The sequence below is a fragment of the Synechococcales cyanobacterium CNB genome (genome assembly GCA_030263455.1).
Taxonomy (GTDB): domain Bacteria; phylum Planctomycetota; class Phycisphaerae; order Phycisphaerales; family UBA1924; genus CAADGN01.
Genome location: SZOZ01000007.1, coordinates 1 through 18,137, shown reverse-complemented (window position 1 = coordinate 18,137; position 18,137 = coordinate 1). Strand labels below are relative to the sequence as shown.

General features: G+C 70.3%; 16 protein-coding genes and 1 tRNA gene. 12 read left to right on the top strand and 5 right to left on the bottom strand.

Translation table 11 applies throughout. The features are described from left to right. Positions 1 to 63: 63 nt before the first annotated feature. The 7 genes from tsaB to FBT69_07920 all read left to right on the top strand — a co-directional run bounded on the left by tsaB (position 64) and on the right by FBT69_07920 (position 9,213). Positions 64 to 750 carry a tRNA (adenosine(37)-N6)-threonylcarbamoyltransferase complex dimerization subunit type 1 TsaB gene (gene tsaB, locus FBT69_07950; GenBank protein ID MDL1904722.1) on the top strand — a complete coding sequence of 229 codons (687 nt, stop codon included), beginning with the start codon at positions 64 to 66 and terminating at the stop codon, positions 748 to 750. Positions 751 to 954: 204 nt separating this feature from the next. After that, positions 955 to 1,566 (top strand): response regulator, encoded by a 612-nt coding sequence (locus tag FBT69_07945; GenBank protein MDL1904721.1) that lies wholly within the window; start codon positions 955 to 957, stop codon positions 1,564 to 1,566. A 4-nt stretch (positions 1,567 to 1,570) separates the two neighbouring features. Beyond that, positions 1,571 to 3,829, top strand: a complete 2,259-nt coding sequence (locus tag FBT69_07940) for an HDOD domain-containing protein (GenBank protein ID MDL1904720.1) — start codon at positions 1,571 to 1,573, stop codon at positions 3,827 to 3,829. Continuing rightward, positions 3,826 to 5,010, top strand: a complete 1,185-nt coding sequence (locus tag FBT69_07935; protein MDL1904719.1) for a response regulator — start codon at positions 3,826 to 3,828, stop codon at positions 5,008 to 5,010. The genes FBT69_07940 and FBT69_07935 overlap by 4 nt, the downstream gene beginning before the upstream one ends. Before the next feature lie 132 nt (positions 5,011 to 5,142). Beyond that, positions 5,143 to 5,712, top strand: a complete 570-nt coding sequence (locus tag FBT69_07930) for a hypothetical protein (protein ID MDL1904718.1) — start codon at positions 5,143 to 5,145, stop codon at positions 5,710 to 5,712. A gap of 42 nt (positions 5,713 to 5,754) precedes the next feature. Beyond that, positions 5,755 to 7,359 carry a flotillin family protein gene (locus tag FBT69_07925; GenBank protein ID MDL1904717.1) on the top strand — a complete coding sequence of 535 codons (1,605 nt, stop codon included), beginning with the start codon at positions 5,755 to 5,757 and terminating at the stop codon, positions 7,357 to 7,359. 78 nt (positions 7,360 to 7,437) lie between these two features. Continuing rightward, positions 7,438 to 9,213 carry an SLC13 family permease gene (locus tag FBT69_07920; protein ID MDL1904716.1) on the top strand — a complete coding sequence of 592 codons (1,776 nt, stop codon included), beginning with the start codon at positions 7,438 to 7,440 and terminating at the stop codon, positions 9,211 to 9,213. Here the strand turns inward: FBT69_07920 and FBT69_07915 are convergent. Beyond that, entirely contained in the window at positions 9,176 to 9,565 is a 390-nt protein-coding gene (locus tag FBT69_07915; protein ID MDL1904715.1) for a DUF202 domain-containing protein, read from the bottom strand. The two genes, FBT69_07920 and FBT69_07915, sit on opposite strands and share 38 nt — an antisense overlap. A gap of 108 nt (positions 9,566 to 9,673) precedes the next feature. On the opposite strand from FBT69_07915, the gene surE reads away from it, so the two are divergent. Then, positions 9,674 to 10,531 (top strand): 5'/3'-nucleotidase SurE, encoded by an 858-nt coding sequence (gene surE, locus FBT69_07910; protein MDL1904714.1) that lies wholly within the window; start codon positions 9,674 to 9,676, stop codon positions 10,529 to 10,531. A gap of 22 nt (positions 10,532 to 10,553) precedes the next feature. Here surE and FBT69_07905 read toward each other — a convergent pair whose 3' ends face one another. Beyond that, positions 10,554 to 10,898, bottom strand: coding sequence for a hypothetical protein (locus FBT69_07905; GenBank protein ID MDL1904713.1), 345 nt, complete (start codon positions 10,896 to 10,898; stop codon positions 10,554 to 10,556). Between the two features lie 379 nt (positions 10,899 to 11,277). On the opposite strand from FBT69_07905, the gene FBT69_07900 reads away from it, so the two are divergent. The 4 genes from FBT69_07900 (at position 11,278) to FBT69_07885 (ending at position 13,677) form a co-directional block, all read left to right on the top strand. Then, a tRNA-Ala gene (locus FBT69_07900) sits at positions 11,278 to 11,352 on the top strand. Positions 11,353 to 11,547: 195 nt separating this feature from the next. Then, positions 11,548 to 12,255: a PEP-CTERM sorting domain-containing protein gene (locus FBT69_07895; GenBank protein MDL1904712.1), complete on the top strand. Its 708-nt coding sequence runs from the start codon at positions 11,548 to 11,550 to the stop codon at positions 12,253 to 12,255. Between the two features lie 205 nt (positions 12,256 to 12,460). Further along, positions 12,461 to 13,456, top strand: coding sequence for a hypothetical protein (locus tag FBT69_07890; protein ID MDL1904711.1), 996 nt, complete (start codon positions 12,461 to 12,463; stop codon positions 13,454 to 13,456). Between the two features lie 26 nt (positions 13,457 to 13,482). Beyond that, entirely contained in the window at positions 13,483 to 13,677 is a 195-nt protein-coding gene (locus FBT69_07885; protein ID MDL1904710.1) for a hypothetical protein, read from the top strand. 25 nt (positions 13,678 to 13,702) lie between these two features. On the opposite strand, the gene FBT69_07880 is transcribed toward FBT69_07885, so the two are convergent. The 3 genes from FBT69_07880 to FBT69_07870 are packed head-to-tail and all read right to left on the bottom strand — an operon-like array spanning position 13,703 to position 17,594. Next, on the bottom strand, positions 13,703 to 16,087 hold the full coding sequence (locus FBT69_07880) for a WD40 repeat domain-containing protein (GenBank protein ID MDL1904709.1): 2,385 nt from the start codon (positions 16,085 to 16,087) through the stop codon (positions 13,703 to 13,705). Beyond that, positions 15,750 to 17,000: a serine/threonine protein kinase gene (locus FBT69_07875; protein MDL1904708.1), complete on the bottom strand. Its 1,251-nt coding sequence runs from the start codon at positions 16,998 to 17,000 to the stop codon at positions 15,750 to 15,752. Before FBT69_07875 ends, FBT69_07880 begins: the two co-directional genes overlap by 338 nt. Beyond that, positions 17,001 to 17,594, bottom strand: a complete 594-nt coding sequence (locus FBT69_07870; GenBank protein MDL1904707.1) for a sigma-70 family RNA polymerase sigma factor — start codon at positions 17,592 to 17,594, stop codon at positions 17,001 to 17,003. Positions 17,595 to 18,137 lie beyond the last annotated feature (543 nt).

Genomic DNA, 18,137 nt, shown 5'->3' with positions numbered 1-18,137 from the left:
CCGACTTCGGCTTCGAGCAGCCGAAGTCTGTGACACGGTTGCTGGCACAGTTGATTGTTGCCGATGACTTCCCACTTCTTCGCCCTCGCCATCGAGACCAGCAACCCATCCGCCTGCCCTGCGGAGGTCGGTTTCGGCGTGATCGGCGGCGAGGCAGCGGCTGTCGAGCGTCTCTCGCCGGCACGCCGCCACGACGACGACCTGATGCCCGCGATCGACAGGCTCTGCAGCCGCACCGGCGCGCGACCCGCCGACCTGCGGGCGGTGGTGGTTTCGCTCGGCCCCGGCGGCTACACGGGGCTGCGCATCGCCGTCACCACCGCCCGGTTCATCGCCGAGGCTACGGGGGCGGTCTGCATCGGCGTGCCGACGGCGGAGATCGCCGCGACCGCAGCGGTCCGCGACGGTCGGCCCTTCGCTGTCGCCCTTGCCTCGAAGGGCGAGCACGCCTTCATTACCCCGTTCGACGCGCGAGGCAACCCGACCGCCGAGGGGCGAGTGCTCGACGCCGGGGGCGTGATCGCGCTGGGATTGCAGCGTCTTGTCGGAGACAGTTATTTGCCCGAGTCGATCAGTCGCACGGCGATGGCATCCGGCATCTCGATCGAGCCGCTCGTCCTCGGCGCGTCCTGGCTCCTTCGCGCCGCGGCGGGGCGAGAGTTCGTCGATCCCGCTCGAGTGCTCCCGATCTATGCCCGCGAGCCTGAGGCGGTGCGGCTCTGGCGCGATCGGGGGGGGGCTGGGGAGTAATCGGACCTTGCGGCCGGTGGGAACAGAACCGCACCCTCACGGTCGCGGCTCGTTGTGGGAGTCGTTGATTCACGATGGTTATGGGTTGGCGTGAAGTTGGGGGGTCTGCGCGCCGATGCACCAGCAGCGCAGGGTCGGCGCGCGGGGTTCCGCGCGTCGGCGGCCACGGACGGCCGACCCGCGCCCAGGGCAGGGACGGCAGCCATGAGCACCGACAACGGCCAGCAGACCTGGGCGGAGAAGAAGATCTTCACCACCGGCGAGGCCGCCGAGGTCTGCAAGGTCAGCCAACAGACCATCATCCGCTGCTTCGATTCGGGCCGCCTCTCAGGGTTCCGAGTGCCCGGCTCGAAGTTCCGCCGCATCCCACGCGATGAGCTCATCCGCTTCATGCGGGCGAACAACATCCCGACCGACGCCCTCGAGGGCGCCCGCAAGCGAGTCCTTGTGGTGGACGACGACGAGGGCATCCTCGAACTCTTCCGCGACGTGATGGGCGGCGACGAGCGCTTCGAACTGCGCACCGCCTCGACGGGCTACGACGCGGGCATGCTCACCGAGAGTTTCAGGCCGCACGTGCTCATCCTCGACTACATGCTCCCGGACGTGAACGGGAACGTCGTCTGCAAGCGCATCCGCGAGAAGCCGGAACTCGAGGGGACGCGGATCATCTGCGTGAGTGGTGTGGTGAACCAGGACGAGGTGGCCGCGCTGCGGCGTGCCGGCGCGGACGAGTTCGTCAAGAAACCGTTCGACGTCGGCGCGCTGATGGAGCGCGTCGCGTCGCTGCTCGGTCTCGAGCACACCGACGCGTAGCCCCGTGATTGACCAGACGACCGATCCATCCCGCGCCCGGCACGCCGAGCTGGTGCTCCAGCAGGTGGACGCGCTGCCGACGCTCTCGCCCGTGGCGACTCGCCTGCTGGCGGTCGGCAGCGCGGACGACGCCGACCTCGACGAGATCGTCACGCTGCTTGAATCCGATCCCGCGCTGACGGCGCGCATCCTGGGTCTGTGCCGCAAGGCCGCCCACGGGCTTGGCGACCGCGTCACCACCGTCCGGCGTGCCATCATCATGCTGGGTCTCGAGGCCGTCCAGTCCTCCGTGCTGAGCGTGAGCGTCTACGACCTGATGAGCAGCCGCGGGAATCACCGCCGGGAACCGGCCCAAGGCTCGGCCGCCTTCGACCGGGAGGGCTTCTGGAAGCACGCTCTCGGCGTCGCGTGCGCCGCCGAACTCTTCGCCCACCGCTACCGCAAGCTCGGCGTGCGGGCCGACGAGGCCTTCACGGCCGGCCTGCTGCACGGCGTCGGCAAGCTCGCGCTCGACCTCGTCCTCCCCGAGGCCTACCAGCGTGTCGTGATGGTCGCGCAGCAGCGCGGGTGCGACAGTGCTGCCGTCGAGCGCACCGTCATCGGCATCGACCACCACACGGCGGGCCGGCGCATCGCGGAGCGCTGGGGCCTGCCCGGCGAACTGCGCGACGTGATGTGGCTGCACGCCCAGCCGCTCTCGTCGCTCCCCGTCGATTCGCCGCACGAGTTGATCGCTCTCGTCACGCTCGCCAAGGCGCTGTGCCGCGAGATGCACATCGGCTGGTCGGGCGATTTCGGGCCGCCCCCTGCGTCGCGCTCGGTCTGCGAGGAGGCGGGCCTGGACACGGCCGCGATCGACCATGTCGCCACGCACCTGCACGACTCGGCGGCGCAGCGCTTCCAGGTGCTCGGGCTGGACGCGCGCCCCACGCCGCAACTGCTCTTGCAGTCCATCGCCAACGCCAACCGGCGTCTCGGCGACCTCTACGCCGCGGCCGATCGCCGCGCCCGCCAGGCGAAGCGATCCGCCTGTGCGCTCGAATGCATCGAGGCGTTCCTCACCGACCACGACGCCGTCCGGGGCACGATCGAGACCATCGGCGCGATCGCCCGCTCGGCGGCGCGCACGCTCGGCCCGACGCGCTGGAGCGTGCTTCTGCGCCGCCAAGAAGGCGAACCCTGGCTCGCTGTTCGTTTCGGTCCGGAGGGGCGTGTCGAGCACGCCGCAGCCGTGTCCCGCGACTCCTCTTCGAAACTCAGCGCGGCCATCGCCTCGGGCGGTCGCAACGTGCCCCCGCTCCCCTCGGGCGCGCTCGACGCGACGGGGCTGCGCGCCCAGCCGAACACCGCGCTTCGCGTGCAGCGTGCCGCCGGCGCGTCGCAGGTCTGCCTGCTGCTTTCCGATGAGACCCCCGCCGGGAGCGAACTCGGCCCCGCCGATGCGCTGCTGGCCAGCTGGGCGGCAGCGCTCGACGCCGCCGCGCGCCACGAGCAGGCACAGCGCATCAGCGAACAGCTCGCCGAGGTGAACCGTTCGCTCGTCGAGGCCCGGGACCGGCTGGCCGAGACCGAGGCCCTCGCGCGGCTGGGCGAGGTGACCGCGGGTGCGGCCCACGAGATGAACAACCCGCTCACGGTCATCAGCGGGCGCAGCCAGTTGCTGGCGCGCCGACTGAAGGACGATGCCGACCGGGCATCTGCGGAGGCGATCGTGCGGGCCGCCGTGGAACTGAGCGACATGATCACCGCGCTGCACCTCCTCGCCTCGCCGCCCGCGCCGAAGATCGAGCGTGTCAGGCTTCGCGCCGTGATCGACGCCGCGATCGAGGAAGCGCACCGCCGAACGGGCGTTCGGCAGGAGACGGAGATCGACCTTGGCGACGCGCCGGTCGAGATCGACGCCGACCGAGAACTGCTCGTGCGTGCCATGGCCGAGATCATCTGCAACGCCGTCGAGGCCGCGCCGGGAGGCTGCATCCGGGTTCTGGCTCAAACCGACCCCGCGGATAGCCGACTGTTGGTTCGGATCGTCGATCAGGGGCCAGGCATGTCGGCAAAGGCTGCGCGTCACGCATTCGACCCGTTCTTCAGCGAGAAGCCCGCCGGGCGACAGACCGGCCTCGGGTTGACGCGGGCGCGCCGCATCGTCGAGATTCACGGCGGCGAGATCGCCCTCCAGAGCGAAGCCGGCAACGGCACCACCGCCACGATCGCCCTCCCCTTGGCGCGAGCATCATCCGGGGAAGGGAGTCTGGCCGCGTGAGCGCGACGCCCGAACAGCCCGGACGACCGGAAGCCAGCGGGCGCGGCCGGCGCGCCCAGCGGCTCCCGACGACGCCCATCGGCGCGGGCGCGGAAACCAGCCTCGCGGACGCCAACGCCCGACTTCTCATCGTCTCCATCGATGCCGCCGAGCGACAGCGGCTCGCCGCGACACTCGCCTGCGGCAGCACGGCGTGCGAGCAGGCCGACTCGATCGCGGACGCGCTCGCCGCCGCATCCACGAGCCGGTTCGACCTTGCCATCATCCCCGCCGACCTTCCCGGCGGTGCCGGGTACGAGCTCTCGCGCGCCCTGACCGAGATCGACGAATCGCTCGGCACGGTGATGCTGGCCGGCTCGGCCTCGATCGACGACGCCGTGCGGGCGATGCGCGCCGGCGCGCTCGACCTCATCGTCGGCAACCTCGGCCCGGCCGAACTGCGCGAGCGCATCGCCTCATCGCTGCGCCGGGCCCGCGCCGCACGGGAGCGTGCCGACCGCCTCCGTCGGCTCGCCAACGTCTGCCGCGAACTGAACGACGCCCGCGAGGGCATGGCCTCGCAGGTCGGCTCGCTCTGCGACGACCTCGCCGGGGCGTACCAGGAACTCAGCGATCAGATCACGCACGTCGGCGAGGCCGCCGAGTTCAACAGCCTCGTCCGCCAGGAACTCGACCTCGAGGCCCTGCTGCGCACCGTGCTCGAGTTCATCCTCGCCAAGATCGGGCCGACCAACGCCGCCGTCTACCTCCCCTCCACCAGCGGCGACTACTCGCTGGGGGCGTACGTCAACTACGACTGCCCGCGCGACTCCACCGAAGTCCTCCTCGAACACCTGGCGGGGGTGATCGCGCCGCGCTTCGAGCGCAGCGAGGCCGTCGAACTCATGCCGAGCGAGGACGACCTCCACGCGCGACTTGGCGACGATGCCGACTGGATCGCCGGTAACGCTCTCGCCTGCTTCTCCTGCCGCCAGGACGGCGAGTGCCTGGCGGTGGTGGCCCTGTTCCGCGAGCGGCGCACCGGCTTCAACGCCGACGCCGTTCGACTGCTCGGCACGATCGCTGACCTCTTTGGCCGACAACTCGCCCGAGTGATCCACGTCCACCATCGGCACCTGCCGAAGGACAAGTGGGGCCTTCCCGGCGCAGCCGACGACGACGACATCGACCTGGCGGCGTAGGCCGCCCGGGCATCCAACCCGCCAACCCCCGAAACCGCGAGGCCCCTTCGCCGAATCAAATCGCGAAGGGCGGGTTTCATTACACTGGAACGATCTCGGCCTCGGTGGCCGACCGTCCGCAAGGGGGGTCGCATGATCGACCTGCTGTTCACGGGCAGCGCAGTCTGGTTCACCATCCCGGCCCTCATCGGCACGGTGGTCTTCGCGCTCCGGCTCGGCCTCATGCTTGTCGGCGGGGGCGGGGCCGAGCTCGGTGACGTGGATATCTCCGACGCGCACGGCGACCCCGGCAAGGCGTTCGAAGTGCTGTCGATCCAATCGGCGACGGCATTCGCGATGGGCTTCGGCTGGGCGGGGCTGGCCTCGCTCAAGGGCTTCGGGTGGTCCATGCCGACGAGCCTGCTGCTCGCGGCCGTCGGCGGGGCGGCGATGGTCTGGCTGCTCGCCGTCCTGCTCAAGGGCATGTACGACCTTGAGGCGAGCGGCAACGTCCCCATCGGGGACGCGCTGGGACACGAGGGCGACGTCTACCTCACCATCCCCGCGCGCGGCGCGGGGCGGGGGCAGGTGCGCGTCGTGCTCGACCAGCGCCAGCGCACCTACAACGCCACCACCGAGGGGGAGGAACTGCCGACGGGGACGCGCGTCCGGGTGACGCGCGTGAACGAGGACAACACACTGACGGTCGCGCGGTCGGACTGACGCCGCGTTACGAAGGGAGAAGGGAACGTGAACGATTCGCTCATGATTACCCTCGCGCAGAACGCCGCAGGCGGGTCCAGCCCCGTGCTCGCGCTCGGGATCGTCGGCGCGGTGCTGATGATCCTGCTCTTCGTGACGGTGATGATCGTCAAGCAGTACAAGCGCTGCCCCTCAAACCGCATCCTCGTCATCTACGGCAAGGTCGGTGCGCAGCGGGCCGCCAAGTGCCTCCACGGCGGCGGCGCGTTCGTCATCCCGCTCATCCAGGACTACGCCTACCTCTCCCTCGAACCGATCGTCATCGATATCCCCCTCCAGGGCGCGCTCTCGCTGAACAACATCCGCGTGGACGTCCCCTCCACCTTCACCGTCGGCATCTCCACCGACCCCGTGCTCATGAACAATGCCGCCGAGCGCCTGCTGATGCTCCCAACGCAGGCCATCCGCGAGCAGGCCCAGGACATCATCCTGGGGCAGTTGCGCCTGGTGATCGCGACCCTGACGATCGAGGAGATCAACAAGGACCGCGAGAAGTTCATGAACCACATCAACGAGAACGTGGGCCAGGAGATCAACAAGATCGGCCTCGAACTCATCAACGTCAACATCCGCGACATCACGGACGAGTCGGGCTACATCGTGGCGATCGGCAAGCGCGCGGCGGCGGAGGCGATCAACCGCGCCAAGGTCGAGGTTGCCGAGCAGGAGCGCACCGGCGCGATCGGCGAGGCCGCCGCCGTCCGCGAGCGGAACGTGCGCGTGGCGCAGGAGCACGCACTGGCGGAGCAGGGCCAGAAGGACGCGGAGCAGAAGCAGCGCGTCGCGGTGGCCGCTCTCGAAGCCCAGGCGGTGACGGGCGAGGTCGAGGCGAAGCGGGACCAGGAGATCGCGGCCGCGGCGCGCGAGGCCGAGACCATCGCGGCCAAGAAGAAGGCGGAGCAGGAGCAGCGAGTCCGCGTCGCCGACGCGGAGGCCCGCGCGGTCGAGGGGGAGAACACGTCCGCCGCGCAGGTCGCGGAGAGCAACGCGAAACTGGCGGAGATTCGCGCCGAGGCGCGCCGCCGTGCCGAGGTCGCTGCCGCCAAGGCCGCCGAGGCCATCCTTGCCGCCGAGCGCGAGCAGGAGTTGGCGCGGCTCTCCAAGGACGAGCTCGCGCCGCAGGAGATCGAGAAGAAGCGGATCGAGATCGCTGCCGAGGCGGAGGCCGAGAAGCAGCGCCGCGAGGCCCGCGGCGAGGCGGACGCCATCCTCGCCCGCTACACCGCGGAGGCCGAGGGCGTGCGCAAGGTGCTGGAGGCGAAGGCGGAGGGCTACCGCCAGCTCGTCGCCGCGTGTTCGCAGAACCCGCAGGTCGCGCCGACGCTTCTCCTCATCGAGAAACTGCCGGAACTCGTCGCCGAGCAGGTCAAGGCGGTGCAGAACCTGAAGATCGACAAGATCACGGTCTGGGATTCCGGGCGAGGCGTGGAGCCGAAGAACGGCGGCACGCGCGGCGCCACCGCGGACTTCCTCTCAGGGCTCATCGGCTCGCTGCCCCCGGTGCACGAACTGGCGCGTCAGGCGGGGATCGAACTCCCCGGCGCGCTGGGGCGCGTGGTCGAGGACGGCGACTCGGGCCTGCCCCCGACCTCCGCTCGTGGATCGTGACACGCCGTCTCCGCACCCGCGCGGTAGACTGCGCGGAGCACGGTTCGGTGTGTGCAAGACCGGCCGCGGGGGCGACGCATGTCCGATCAGGCGATCCTGGGGATCGGGCTTGTGACGGTTCTGGCGCTGTTCGTCTGGGGCCGGTGGCGCTACGACCTGGTAGCGATGATGACGCTGCTGGCGCTGGCGCTCGCGGGCGTGGTGGCGGCAGACCGGACGTTCTCCGGCTTCGGACATCCGGCGGTCATTACCGTGGCCGCGGTGCTGGTGGTTTCGCGCGGCCTGCGCAACTCGGGAGCGGTCAACGTCCTGGGACGTGCGATGCGGATCGCGGGCGAGGGTGCGACGGGCCAGGCGCTCACGCTCACGCTCATCACGGCCGTCTGCTCGGGGTTCATGAACAACGTCGGCGCGCTGGCGATCATCATGCCCGTTGCCGTGCAGATGGCGCGTGCCGGCGGTCGATCGCCCTCGTTCGTGCTCATGCCGATCGCCTTCGGCTCGCTCCTCGGGGGCATGGTGACGCTGATCGGCACGCCGCCGAACATCATCATCGCCGCCTATCGGGCCGAGGTCGCGGATTCGCCCTACGACATGTTCTCGTTTACGCCGGTCGGGGCGGGGGTCGCGGTGGCCGGGTGCGTCTTCTGCGGGCTGGTCGGCTGGAGGCTGCTCCCGAAGCGAGAGCCTGCTTCATCCGCTGACGCACTCTTCGACGTCGACGCGTATGTCGTCGAGTTGCGTGTGCCGAAGGGTTCGAAGGCCGAGGGCATGACCATCGGCGAGGTCGGGGACGCGGCGGAGGGTGACGCTGTCATCGCCGGCATCGCGCACGGCGACCGGCGCCTGGCGATGCCCTCTCGGCGCGAGCGCATCGCGGCAGGGGACGTGCTGGTCGTAGAGGCGGACGCCGAGACGATCACCGCTCTGACCGGTGCGTTCGGCCTCGAGCTGGACGGCGACCGCGAACTGCGCGCCGAGATGCTCGGCGCCAAGGGCGAGATCACGGTCGTCGAGGCGATCGTCACGCCGGGAGGCACGATCGAGGGCCGGTCGGCGGCCCAGATCGACCTGCGGCGCCGCGCCGGCATCAACATCCTCGGCGTGGCCCGCGAAGGCAGGCGCATCCGGCGCCGATTGCGCGACATCCGTCTTCGCGGCGGGGACGTGCTGCTCCTACAGGGCAACCAGGGCGCGCTCCAGCAGGCGTTCGAGACCCTCGGCCTGCTCCCGCTCGCGCAGCGCGACCTCGGCGTGGGAAAGCCGCGGCGGGCGCTGCTCGCCGTCGCGATTTTCGCCGCGGGCGTTCTGGCCACGGTGCTCGGACTGGCTCCCGTCGAGGTCGCGTTCGCGGCCAGCGCGTGCGCCATGCTGCTCGCTCGCCTGCTCTCGCTTCGTGAGGCCTACGAGGCCATCGACTGGCCCGTCATCGTTCTCCTCGGCGCGATGATCCCCGTCGGAGAGGCGATGCAGACGACGGGAGCGGCGGGTCGCATCGCCGCGGGGCTGCTCGGGGCGTCGTCGTCGCTCCCGGCGTGGGGGATGCTGCTGGGGCTGATGGTCGTGACGATGCTGCTCTCGAACGTGATCAACAACGCGGCGGCGGCCGTGCTGATGGCGCCGATCGCGGTCCGACTGGCCGAGGGCATGGGGTCGTCGGTCGATCCGTTTCTGATGGGTGTCGCGGTGGCGGCGTCGAGCGCGTTCCTCACGCCGATCGGGCACCAGTCCAACACGCTCGTGATGGGGCCGGGCGGGTACCGCTTCGGCGATTACTGGCGGCTCGGGCTGCCGGTTTCCGTGATCGTGCTCGCTGTCAGTGCGCCGATGATTCTTCTGATCTGGCCGGTGTAGCCTGGTCCGCCGGCGCGGGGCTGCTTCTGCTGGCCTTCTCCTTCAGCGGATGCTCGGGCGAGCCGGTCTGGTGCTGGAGCGCGGCCGCGAGGAAGCGACGTGTGCGTTCGTAGCGCCGCCAGCCCCAGCCCATCACCACGACCCCCCCGGCGACGAAGGGGACGCCGAGCGCCTGCATCCACACGGAATCGAAGAACTTGATGCACGAGCCGCCGATGATGAGCATGGCCAGAGCCGTGCGCCCGTAAGCGAGCAGCGTCCGCTCGTTCGAGAGGACGGTGCGGTCGATGGCGAGATGGTCGTTGAGCGTCAGCTCCCGTCCGCGAAAGAAGTCGTAGGGGTTGCGGGTCATGCGAGACTCCGCCCGGCAGTGTACCGCGCCGAGCGCGGACGCCGGCGCGGTTCTCCGTCCGGCTGGGCCTCCTCGCCGGGCGTGCCGCGCTCCCTACCGTCTCTTCCCATGCGCATCCTTCTCACCAACGACGACGGCATCCGGGCGCCTGGCATTGTCGCGCTCTTTCAATCGCTCACCGACGCCCGCGGCGTGCTCGGCGGCCCGCTCCACGGGCCGGACGGTCTGCCCGTCGAGGTGTTCCCTGTCGCGCCGCTCACCGTCCAGTCCGCCACCAGCCACGGCGTCACTTTCCACGAGCCGATCATGGTGCGCGAGGTCGAGGCCGCCGAGGGGATGCGGGGCGTGGCCGTCGATGCCCGCCCCGCGGACTGCGTCAAGCTCGCCATCAGCAGTATTTGGCCCGAGCGGTTCGGCCCGGACGAAGACGGTCGGCCCTCGCGCCCGGACCTCGTCATCAGCGGGCTCAACTCCGGCGCGAACTGCGGCGTGAACGTCATCTACTCGGGCACCGTCGCGGCGGCGCTCGAAGGCGCGTTCCTCGGCGTCCCCTCCATCGCCCTGAGCCTGATGATCCGCGCGGGCGAGCCGGACTTCGACACCGCAGCGGTTCATGCGAGGCGTGTCGTCGAGCAGGTTCTGGCCGCCGCTCCCCTGCGCCGGCACGAGTGCCTCAACGTCAACATCCCCCCTATCGAACTCGACAATCCCGTCCGCGATCGACCGCTCCCCGTCGTCGTCTGCCCGATGAACACGCACGGCCTCGTCGATGCCTACGAACGCCGCGTCAGCCCCTCGGGCGGGGTCTACTACTGGGCGTCGGGTCACGGGCTGGACTTTCACGCCACCGATCCCGGCACCGATGTCCATGGCTTGTTCGACCACAAGATCACGATCACGCCGTTGCAGTACGACCTGACGAGGCACGCCGACCTCGAACGCTGGCGCGCCGCGCTGGGAGGGTGAGGCCTGTCATCCGTCGTAGCGGTCACGCCGATGCTCTGGCGCACTCCCTCGCGCCCGCCTCACCGAAGACGAACCATCGCACGCCCGGATAACGCCGTTCGAGCCGGTCGAGCGTCATGGTCAGGTCATCGTCGCTGGCGGTCTGCGGGAGATGGACGGAGCCGACGGAGCGGTCGAGTTCGACCCGTCCGATCGCCAAGGCTCGCAGGCGCGATGCCGCCCGGATCGGTCGGTCTTCGCCGTGTCGGCGGAGTTGACCCGCCCGGCAGCCGTGGGTGCGAAGCCGACCCTGCTCACCGATCCACCAGGCTTCGACCCGGCCGGCGTCCGTGCTGTGCCCGATGTCGGTGTAGCGCAAAGGGTTCATGGCGGCTTCTCCGTCTGAAGCGGCAACGGTCCGCCGAGGAAGCGGGGGCGCCCGCGGGCCGCTCCGGTGCCTCACTCCATCGACATTGAGGTGTGGGGGGAAGAGTCGGACCCGGCGGTCTGTGCGATCCGTGCGGCCGATGGGCGGCACAGGCGTCGCTGTTCGCCCGATCGTTGCAGGCATCGGTGTCGGCAACCCTTTCCCGGACCGCAGAAGCCGCACAGCCGTCACAGGCCGCACGACCGGTACAACCGGCACGGTCGTCAGGAACCGATTCGTGCCGGGCGGCGGGCGGAGCGACGCCGATCCGGGCGTGCCCGGATTGGATGGGCCTAGGATGTCCCCCCGGCCCCCGGAGGCCGGGCGACAATCCGTGTGCGGGGGCGTAGCTCAGCTTTGGTAGAGCGCTTCCATGGCATGGAAGAGGTCGAGGGTTCGAGTCCCTTCGCCTCCACTTCCCGCACGACGCCGCGACCCGATGGCCGCGGCGTTGTCGTTGCAGCGGCAAGCCGGCGCGCCTGCCGGTGGGCTTGGCTGCAGGAATAAGTCCCACAACGGGTGACAGACTTCCGCGTGCTGCGCCGAGTCCTCCTGAGCGGTCCGAGAGTCGGGCCGACACGCACGACAGACCGCAACAGGAGGCAAGCAGATGGCACGCAACTCCCGCACGCTCGTTCTTCTCGCAATGCTCGGTTCGGTAGCCGCTCCCGTGCTCGCGCAGGACACGTGGCAGATTCGCATGAACGTGGACAACCAGTTCGACGCCTACGTCGGGACGGCTTCGGCGACGGTCGGCTCTGCGGTGCTCACGGGCAACAACTGGCAGGTGACCTACTCGCTCACGCAGCCGGGGATGCTGGCGACCGACTACTTCTACGTCTCCACGGCCTCGGACTTCATGGGGGCGCAGGGCTTCCTCGGCGAGTTCCGCAACATCACCCAGGGACTCCAGTTCAACACCGGCTCCCCCGCATGGGAGGTCTTCCCCGTCGGCGCGTACCTGCAGCAGATCGATCCGTCCTGGCCGGCGACGTGGCCCATGCTCCAGATGCCGACGCAGGCGGAGGTCGATGCCGCGCTCGCCTTTGCGGCGATCAATCCCGCCGTGTGGGTGACGCCGGCCACGTTCCCGAACTGGGACAACCGTGCCGTCGGGAACGTGACGACCTGGGGCCACCGGCCCGGCGTCGATCCCTCGGTCGAGTGGATCTGGCACAACACCGGCGCCGGCAACCCGTTCAACCCGGGGGCGAACCACGACGAGTTCCTGATCTTCCGCGTGCAGGGTGTTCCCGCGCCCGGCACGCTCGGCCTGCTCGGCGCCGCGTCGCTCGTCGCCATGCGGCGCAGACGCTGACCACGCCGGAGGGCGTCTCGGCGTTCCACGGCTTCATTCCAGACCTCATTCTCCGAACACCCCGTCGCCCCTGTGCGACGGGGTGTTTGTTGCGCGGCGCGGGCCGGGCGATCGGAAATGTGCGGCGGGAGTGCAAGATCATGAACCCGGGTGACAAGTCCGTATGCAGCCGGGTCTCGTCACGATCCGGCATAAGGAGATGAGCATGAACACGCAGCAGATTGATTCGGTGGGGCGTCCGGGCGAGCGTCGCCGCGCCCCGAGGCTTGGGATGGGGGTGTGCGTCCTGGCGCCTTCGATCCTCGCGCTCCAGTCGGCCTCGGCCCAGAACCTGTTCTTCGGCTCCGTCGCCTACGCCGGCGGGCAAAAGGACGCGCTCTACACCACCGACCTCGACGGCAACGGGCTGAAGAACATCCTCCCCGCGCCGGGCATGGTCTCCGGCGTGGCCGCGGACGGCGCGTCGAAACTCGTCTTCTGGAAGGACCACATCACGGGCGGCAAGCACGGCAGTTACACGATGCACGTTGCCGACTTCTCCGGTGGCTCGCACGCCGTGATCGCGTCCTGGAACAGCGCCGGGGGGAACAACTACGGCGTCGCCGCAGACCGCGTGAACAAGCGCGTCTTCTGGACAGACCTGAACGGCGTGAACAGCGCCAACTACGACGGAACCGGCGCGATCCAGGTGCTCGCGTCCTTCAACGCCGAGGACGTCGAGGTCGATCCCGCCGCGGGCAAACTCTTCTGGGTGGACGGCTGGGGCGGAGCCTCGGTCACGCTCAACGTCGCCAACCTCAACGGCTCCAGTCCGCAGACCCTCGCAACGCTGCCAGGCGGCACCGTCGTCTCCGGCCTCACCGTGAACCCGCTCACGCAGACCGTCCTCTGGTCCGACTACGTCGCGGGAACCATCTCCGCAATCCCCTACGCCGGCGGCGCGACGACGACCGTCCTCAGCGGGCACCAGTTCGTCTCCGGGCTCGAGTTCGAGGTGACCACCAACCGGCTCTACATGGTGAACAAGGGCAACGCGTCGGTGTCGTGGATTCCGCCAACCGGGGGCGTGCCGACGACGGTCTACGTCGGCAGCGGGGGAACGCTGGGCGAGATGTGGGACATCGCCGCCGTCGTGCCCGCGCCAGGCTCGCTCGTGCTCCTTGTTCTCACGGGTCTGGTCTCGTCGCGTCCGCGTCGCTGAGCCACGCCGAGAGGCAGGTGCGTGCCATGAAGCCGATGGTGACGTTTGTGCTCCTCGCCGCCGCGCTGGTCGTGCTCGCCGGGGTCGGGGTGGGGGTGATGATCGGCGTTGCGAACGGCAGGCCCAGCCCGATCCTGATCGGCGTGTTCGCGGCGGACTCAATCGCCGTTCTCGTGATTGCCTGGATGCTCACGATTCGTCGCGGCCGCGCGCCGCGATGACGGGCGTCGGGACTCGTGCCCGCGCCTACTTTCCCGGCCCCCGGCGCGTGCCCACGCTCCGGGGGCCATTCTCGCTTCCCTCACCCGCGAGTTGAGCCTCCCAGCGAGCGGCGTTTCCGCGGACGTAGGAGAAGAGGTGGTCGAGGTCCCAGAAAGCGATGCGATCGTCCTCGCCGCCGGTGATGAGCGTGCGTCCGTCGGGAGAGAGGGCGAGTCCGAACACGAGGCGCTCGTGGACGGTGATGGAGGCGAGTTCGATGCCGGCGGTGGGGTCGTAGACGCCGAGCGCCGGGCCGCGGCCGACGCAATAGAGGATGCGCCCTGTCAGGTCGAACGCGAGTTCGAACGGGTCTCGCGCCAGACCTGTGATCGTGCGCAGCAGCGCGCCGGTGTGGGCGTCCCACAGCCGGATGGTCAGGTCGTCGGAGCCGGTTGCAATGGTGTTGCCGTCGGGGCTGAAGGCGAGGGCGCGGACCTCGCGGGTGTGGCCTTGGAGTCGGAAGAGCAGGTCGCCCGTTCGGGCGTTCCAGACACAAGGCTGCACGTCGGGGTGGGCGGAGACCGCGGCGAGGAGCGAACCGTCGGGGCTGAAGGCGAGGTTGGGCACGCGGATGGACTCGATGCCCAGGAACGGGCGTGCTTCCCAGGTGGTCGTGTCCCAGGCGCAGACGAACCCGCCGAGGCCGCCCGCCGCGAGCGAACGCCCGTCGGGGCTTGCCGAGAGCGCCCAGACTGCCGGGAGGCCCTCGAAGATCGTCCGCTCGAGCGTGCCCGTGGCGGGGTTCCAGGCGCGGACCGCGCCGTCCACGCTGCCGCTGTAGAGCGTGCCGCCGTCCGGTGAGAAGCAGATCGCGGAGATGAGCGCGTCGTGGGCGTCGATGTCGTGCATGGCGCGCTTCGAGTCGGCGTCATAGACGGCGATCGATCCCGCCTGTCCTCCCCAGGCGTAGGTCCGGCCGTCGGGCGACACGGCCAGCGCCATGATGCCCATCGGCGGCGCGGAGACGGTGTGCAGCCAGGGCCTGTCGCGCAGTTCGTAGAGCGTGACGAAGCCGCGAACGTCGCCCACGACGAGCAGGCCGAGGTCCGTTCGGATGTCGGTTGCGAGGGCGCGTGACCCGTTGGCCCAGCGGTGGAGGAGGTTGCCCGCGGGCAGGCTCCAGACGCAGGTGACACCGTCGGTGCTGACCGAGACCAGGCGCGAGGCGTTCGCGCTGAAGGTCAGGTGCGCGATCGACGCGGCGTGCCCGTCCAGCAGGGCAGGGCGGTCGGGATGATCCGCGTGCCAGACCAGGACGGCACCGCCGGAGCCTGCGGCGTGCCACATGGCGTCCGGGCTGACGGCCGGAGTGCTGAGCGTGTTGAACGAGTTCGAAGCGGCGTCAAGGCCGGTCGGCGCGGAGGGGTCGGTCGCGCGGAAGGGCGACTCGCGCAGCGTGTCGAGCCGCCAGGACCTGACGCACGCGGCGGGGGAGGCTACGCACACAACGGCGAGCATCCCGTGCTCGTCGAAGAGCCGCATGTTGAAGGCCATCGCCTCGGGTCCGAGCAGCACTCCCCGCTCGCCGAGGGTGTGCCCGTCCAGCACGCGCACGGAACGGTCGGCGTCCCAGACGACGACGTGGTTCCCGTCGGCCGTCATCCAGAACTGGCGTGGCGGCGGCTCGATCGCGACGGGGCCGGCGAGCGTCGCCCCCGAGCGCGGGTCCACGATCCGGAGCGTGCCATCGGCGTATCGCACGTGCCGGTCGTAGTCCTCCGAGTACTGTTGAGTGCGTTGGACGCTGGGCGGCAGTGTGCGCAGCGGGGGCGTGGCGTGCAGCAGACGTCCGTCGCGCGACCATCTGGCGGACGCGCCGTGTACGTCGCGGGCGCCGATCTCCGTGCCGTCCGCGGCGACTTCGACCCGGTCCGCGGGCGCTCCCAGGCGCACGCGCATGGCCCGCGGGACGCGCGTGTAATACTCGACGAGCGCCCACGAGGCGCGCCGCTGCATCGCGTCGTGTTCGAAGCCAAAGTTCGAGTCGTGCGCTCGCACGCCTGCCACCACCGCCTCGCGCCACAGCAGTTCCTCAGCCTGGTCGAGTTCGCCGGCGGCGGCCATGAGGCGGGCGCGGTGGATGCGGCTGTCGCGCAGGGCCTCCAGCGCGGCCCGGCGCTCGAGGTCGAGGTCCGAGGCCAGCAGCGCGAGGCCCACCACCGCGCCGACGATGGTCAGCAGCACGACGAGCGCGGCCGCAGCCGTCCCCCGGTGCCGCTTTGCCAGCCGGTGCAGCACGTAGGCGGCGCTGTCGCGCCGCGCGGAGATCGGCAGCCCGGACAGGTAGTCGCCGATGTCCGCCGCCATCGAGCCGGCGCTGCGGTAGCGTCTCGCGGGGTCCTTCGCCAGCGATTTGAGCACGATCCACATACCGCGATGGTGGCGCGGGGTCGGTCGAGGCGGCGTGCTGCGCCAGTTCTGCCAGCGAGCCGTCGCGCGGGTACGGGTGGCGACCCGTCAGCGCGGTGTAAAGCATGACGCCGAGGGCGTAGACGTCCGTCGCCGTGCCGATCGCCGCGGCGTCGCCGATGAACTGCTCGGGGGCGGCGTAGGCGGGCGTGCCCGCGAACTCGTGCGTTACCGTCGCTTCGGGATGGTCGGTGATGGGGCGGGCCAGGCCGAAGTCCAGCACGCGCGGCACGCCGTCCGCGTCAACGAGGACGTTCGAGGGCTTCAGGTCGCGGTGGATCACGCCCGCCGCGTGCGCGGCCGCCACGCCGGACGCAATTGCCAGGAAGAGCCGGAGGACGGCGTCGGTTCGGTCGCGCCCCGGCTCGGGCAGCCGATCGCGCACGTAACGGTCGATCGGCACGCCGTTGACGAACTCCATCGCAACGAACGGCCGCCCGTCGGGCGTCTGCCCCGACTCGAAGACGGTGACGACGTTGGGATGGCGCAGGCGCGCGGCGATCTCGACCTCGCGCTCGAACCGACGCCGCTGGCGATCCGACGCGAACGCGCCCGCGAGGAGCATCTTCACGGCCGCGGGGCGATGGGTCGCGGCCTGCACGGCGCGGTAGACCACGCCCTGCCCGCCGCGGCTGATCTCTTCGACGAGTTCAAAGCCGTCGACCGCGTGCGGGTCGATCGGCTCGCGGGGGGCGGGCCTGGCCTCGGCGAGCGCGGGCGCGGCCCGCCCGAGGAAGGCCTCGTTCTCGCGGGCATCCTCGACGTACTCGCGGCACGCCGGGCACCGGTCGACGTGGCCCGCGAGGCCGCTCGCGCCTTCGCCGTGCAGCGCAAAGCGTTCGAGCGTTGCGGGCGGTGGGCACGGCTCGCGCACTCACTCGCCCTCGTCGTAGGCGGTCGTCAACTCGCGCACGATCTCGCGCAGGCGCTTGGTCAGCCGGCTCTTGGCGAGGTACACCGCGTCCACCGAGATGCCGCACTCGGCCGCGGTCTCCTCCGCCGGCACGCCGCGGATGGCGAACAACTCGAACGCCCGGAGCGTGGACTCGTTGGCCTGGCTGGTGGAGTGCAGGATCGCCATGGCCTCGGCGAAGATCGCCCGCTCGCGCTCCTGCGACCAGATGCGCGTCAGTTCCGGATCGTCCGGCATCTCGCCGAGCATGGTGTCGCCGCCGACGCGTTGCGCCCCGCGCCCCCGACGCATCCCGGACGCCACGTTGCGCGCGATGCCGATGAGCCACGAACTCAGCCGCCCGCGCTCGCGCTCGTACCGCCCCTCGCGGTAGGCTCGCGCGAACTCGGCGAGCGACTGCTGGGCGATCTCGGCCGCGTCGTCGTGCGAGAAGCCGAGCCTGGCCGAGAACGCGATCAGCACCGGGCGGTAGCGCGCGTCGAACCCCGACCACGCCTCGGCGTTGGCCGGATCGCGCAGCCCCTCGATCAGTCGTGTGGTCGTGCGTGTCAGCATCCCGCGCCCCGGGGCCGGTCAACGCCGCCATCATACCGCAAGGGCGGCACAACGCAATGGAAATCCTTGGGCGGCCGGGCGATGACACACGGTCGGATCACAACGATTCACAGTGGCTTCTACGGACAGCCTTTGGCGTGGTCGTTGAGGAAGGCGAGGAAGTCGAGGGTGTTGATCTCGCCGTCGTAGTTCCAGTCGGTGAAGATGCTGGCGTCGGTCCAGGCGTTGAGGTAGTCGAAGAAGTCCTGCGTGGTGACCGCGCCGTCCTTGTTGAAGTCGGCGCGGCAGGTTGGGCCGAGGTAGGCGACCCAGCCCTCGGAGTTGCCGGCGGGGTTGATCCCGCCGCCGACGATGGTGCGGCCGTCCGCGGAGACGCCGTAGGCGGCGAGCAGGTACCAGCCGGGCGGGATGACGACGCCGAGTTCGGCGAGGGCGTCGGTGACGCGGCGCATGCCGGTTTCGGGCGTCCAGATGAACGCGCCGTTGCCGTTGTCGTCGAGGACGACGGCCTCGCCCACGATGACGTTGCCGTCCCAGGAGACG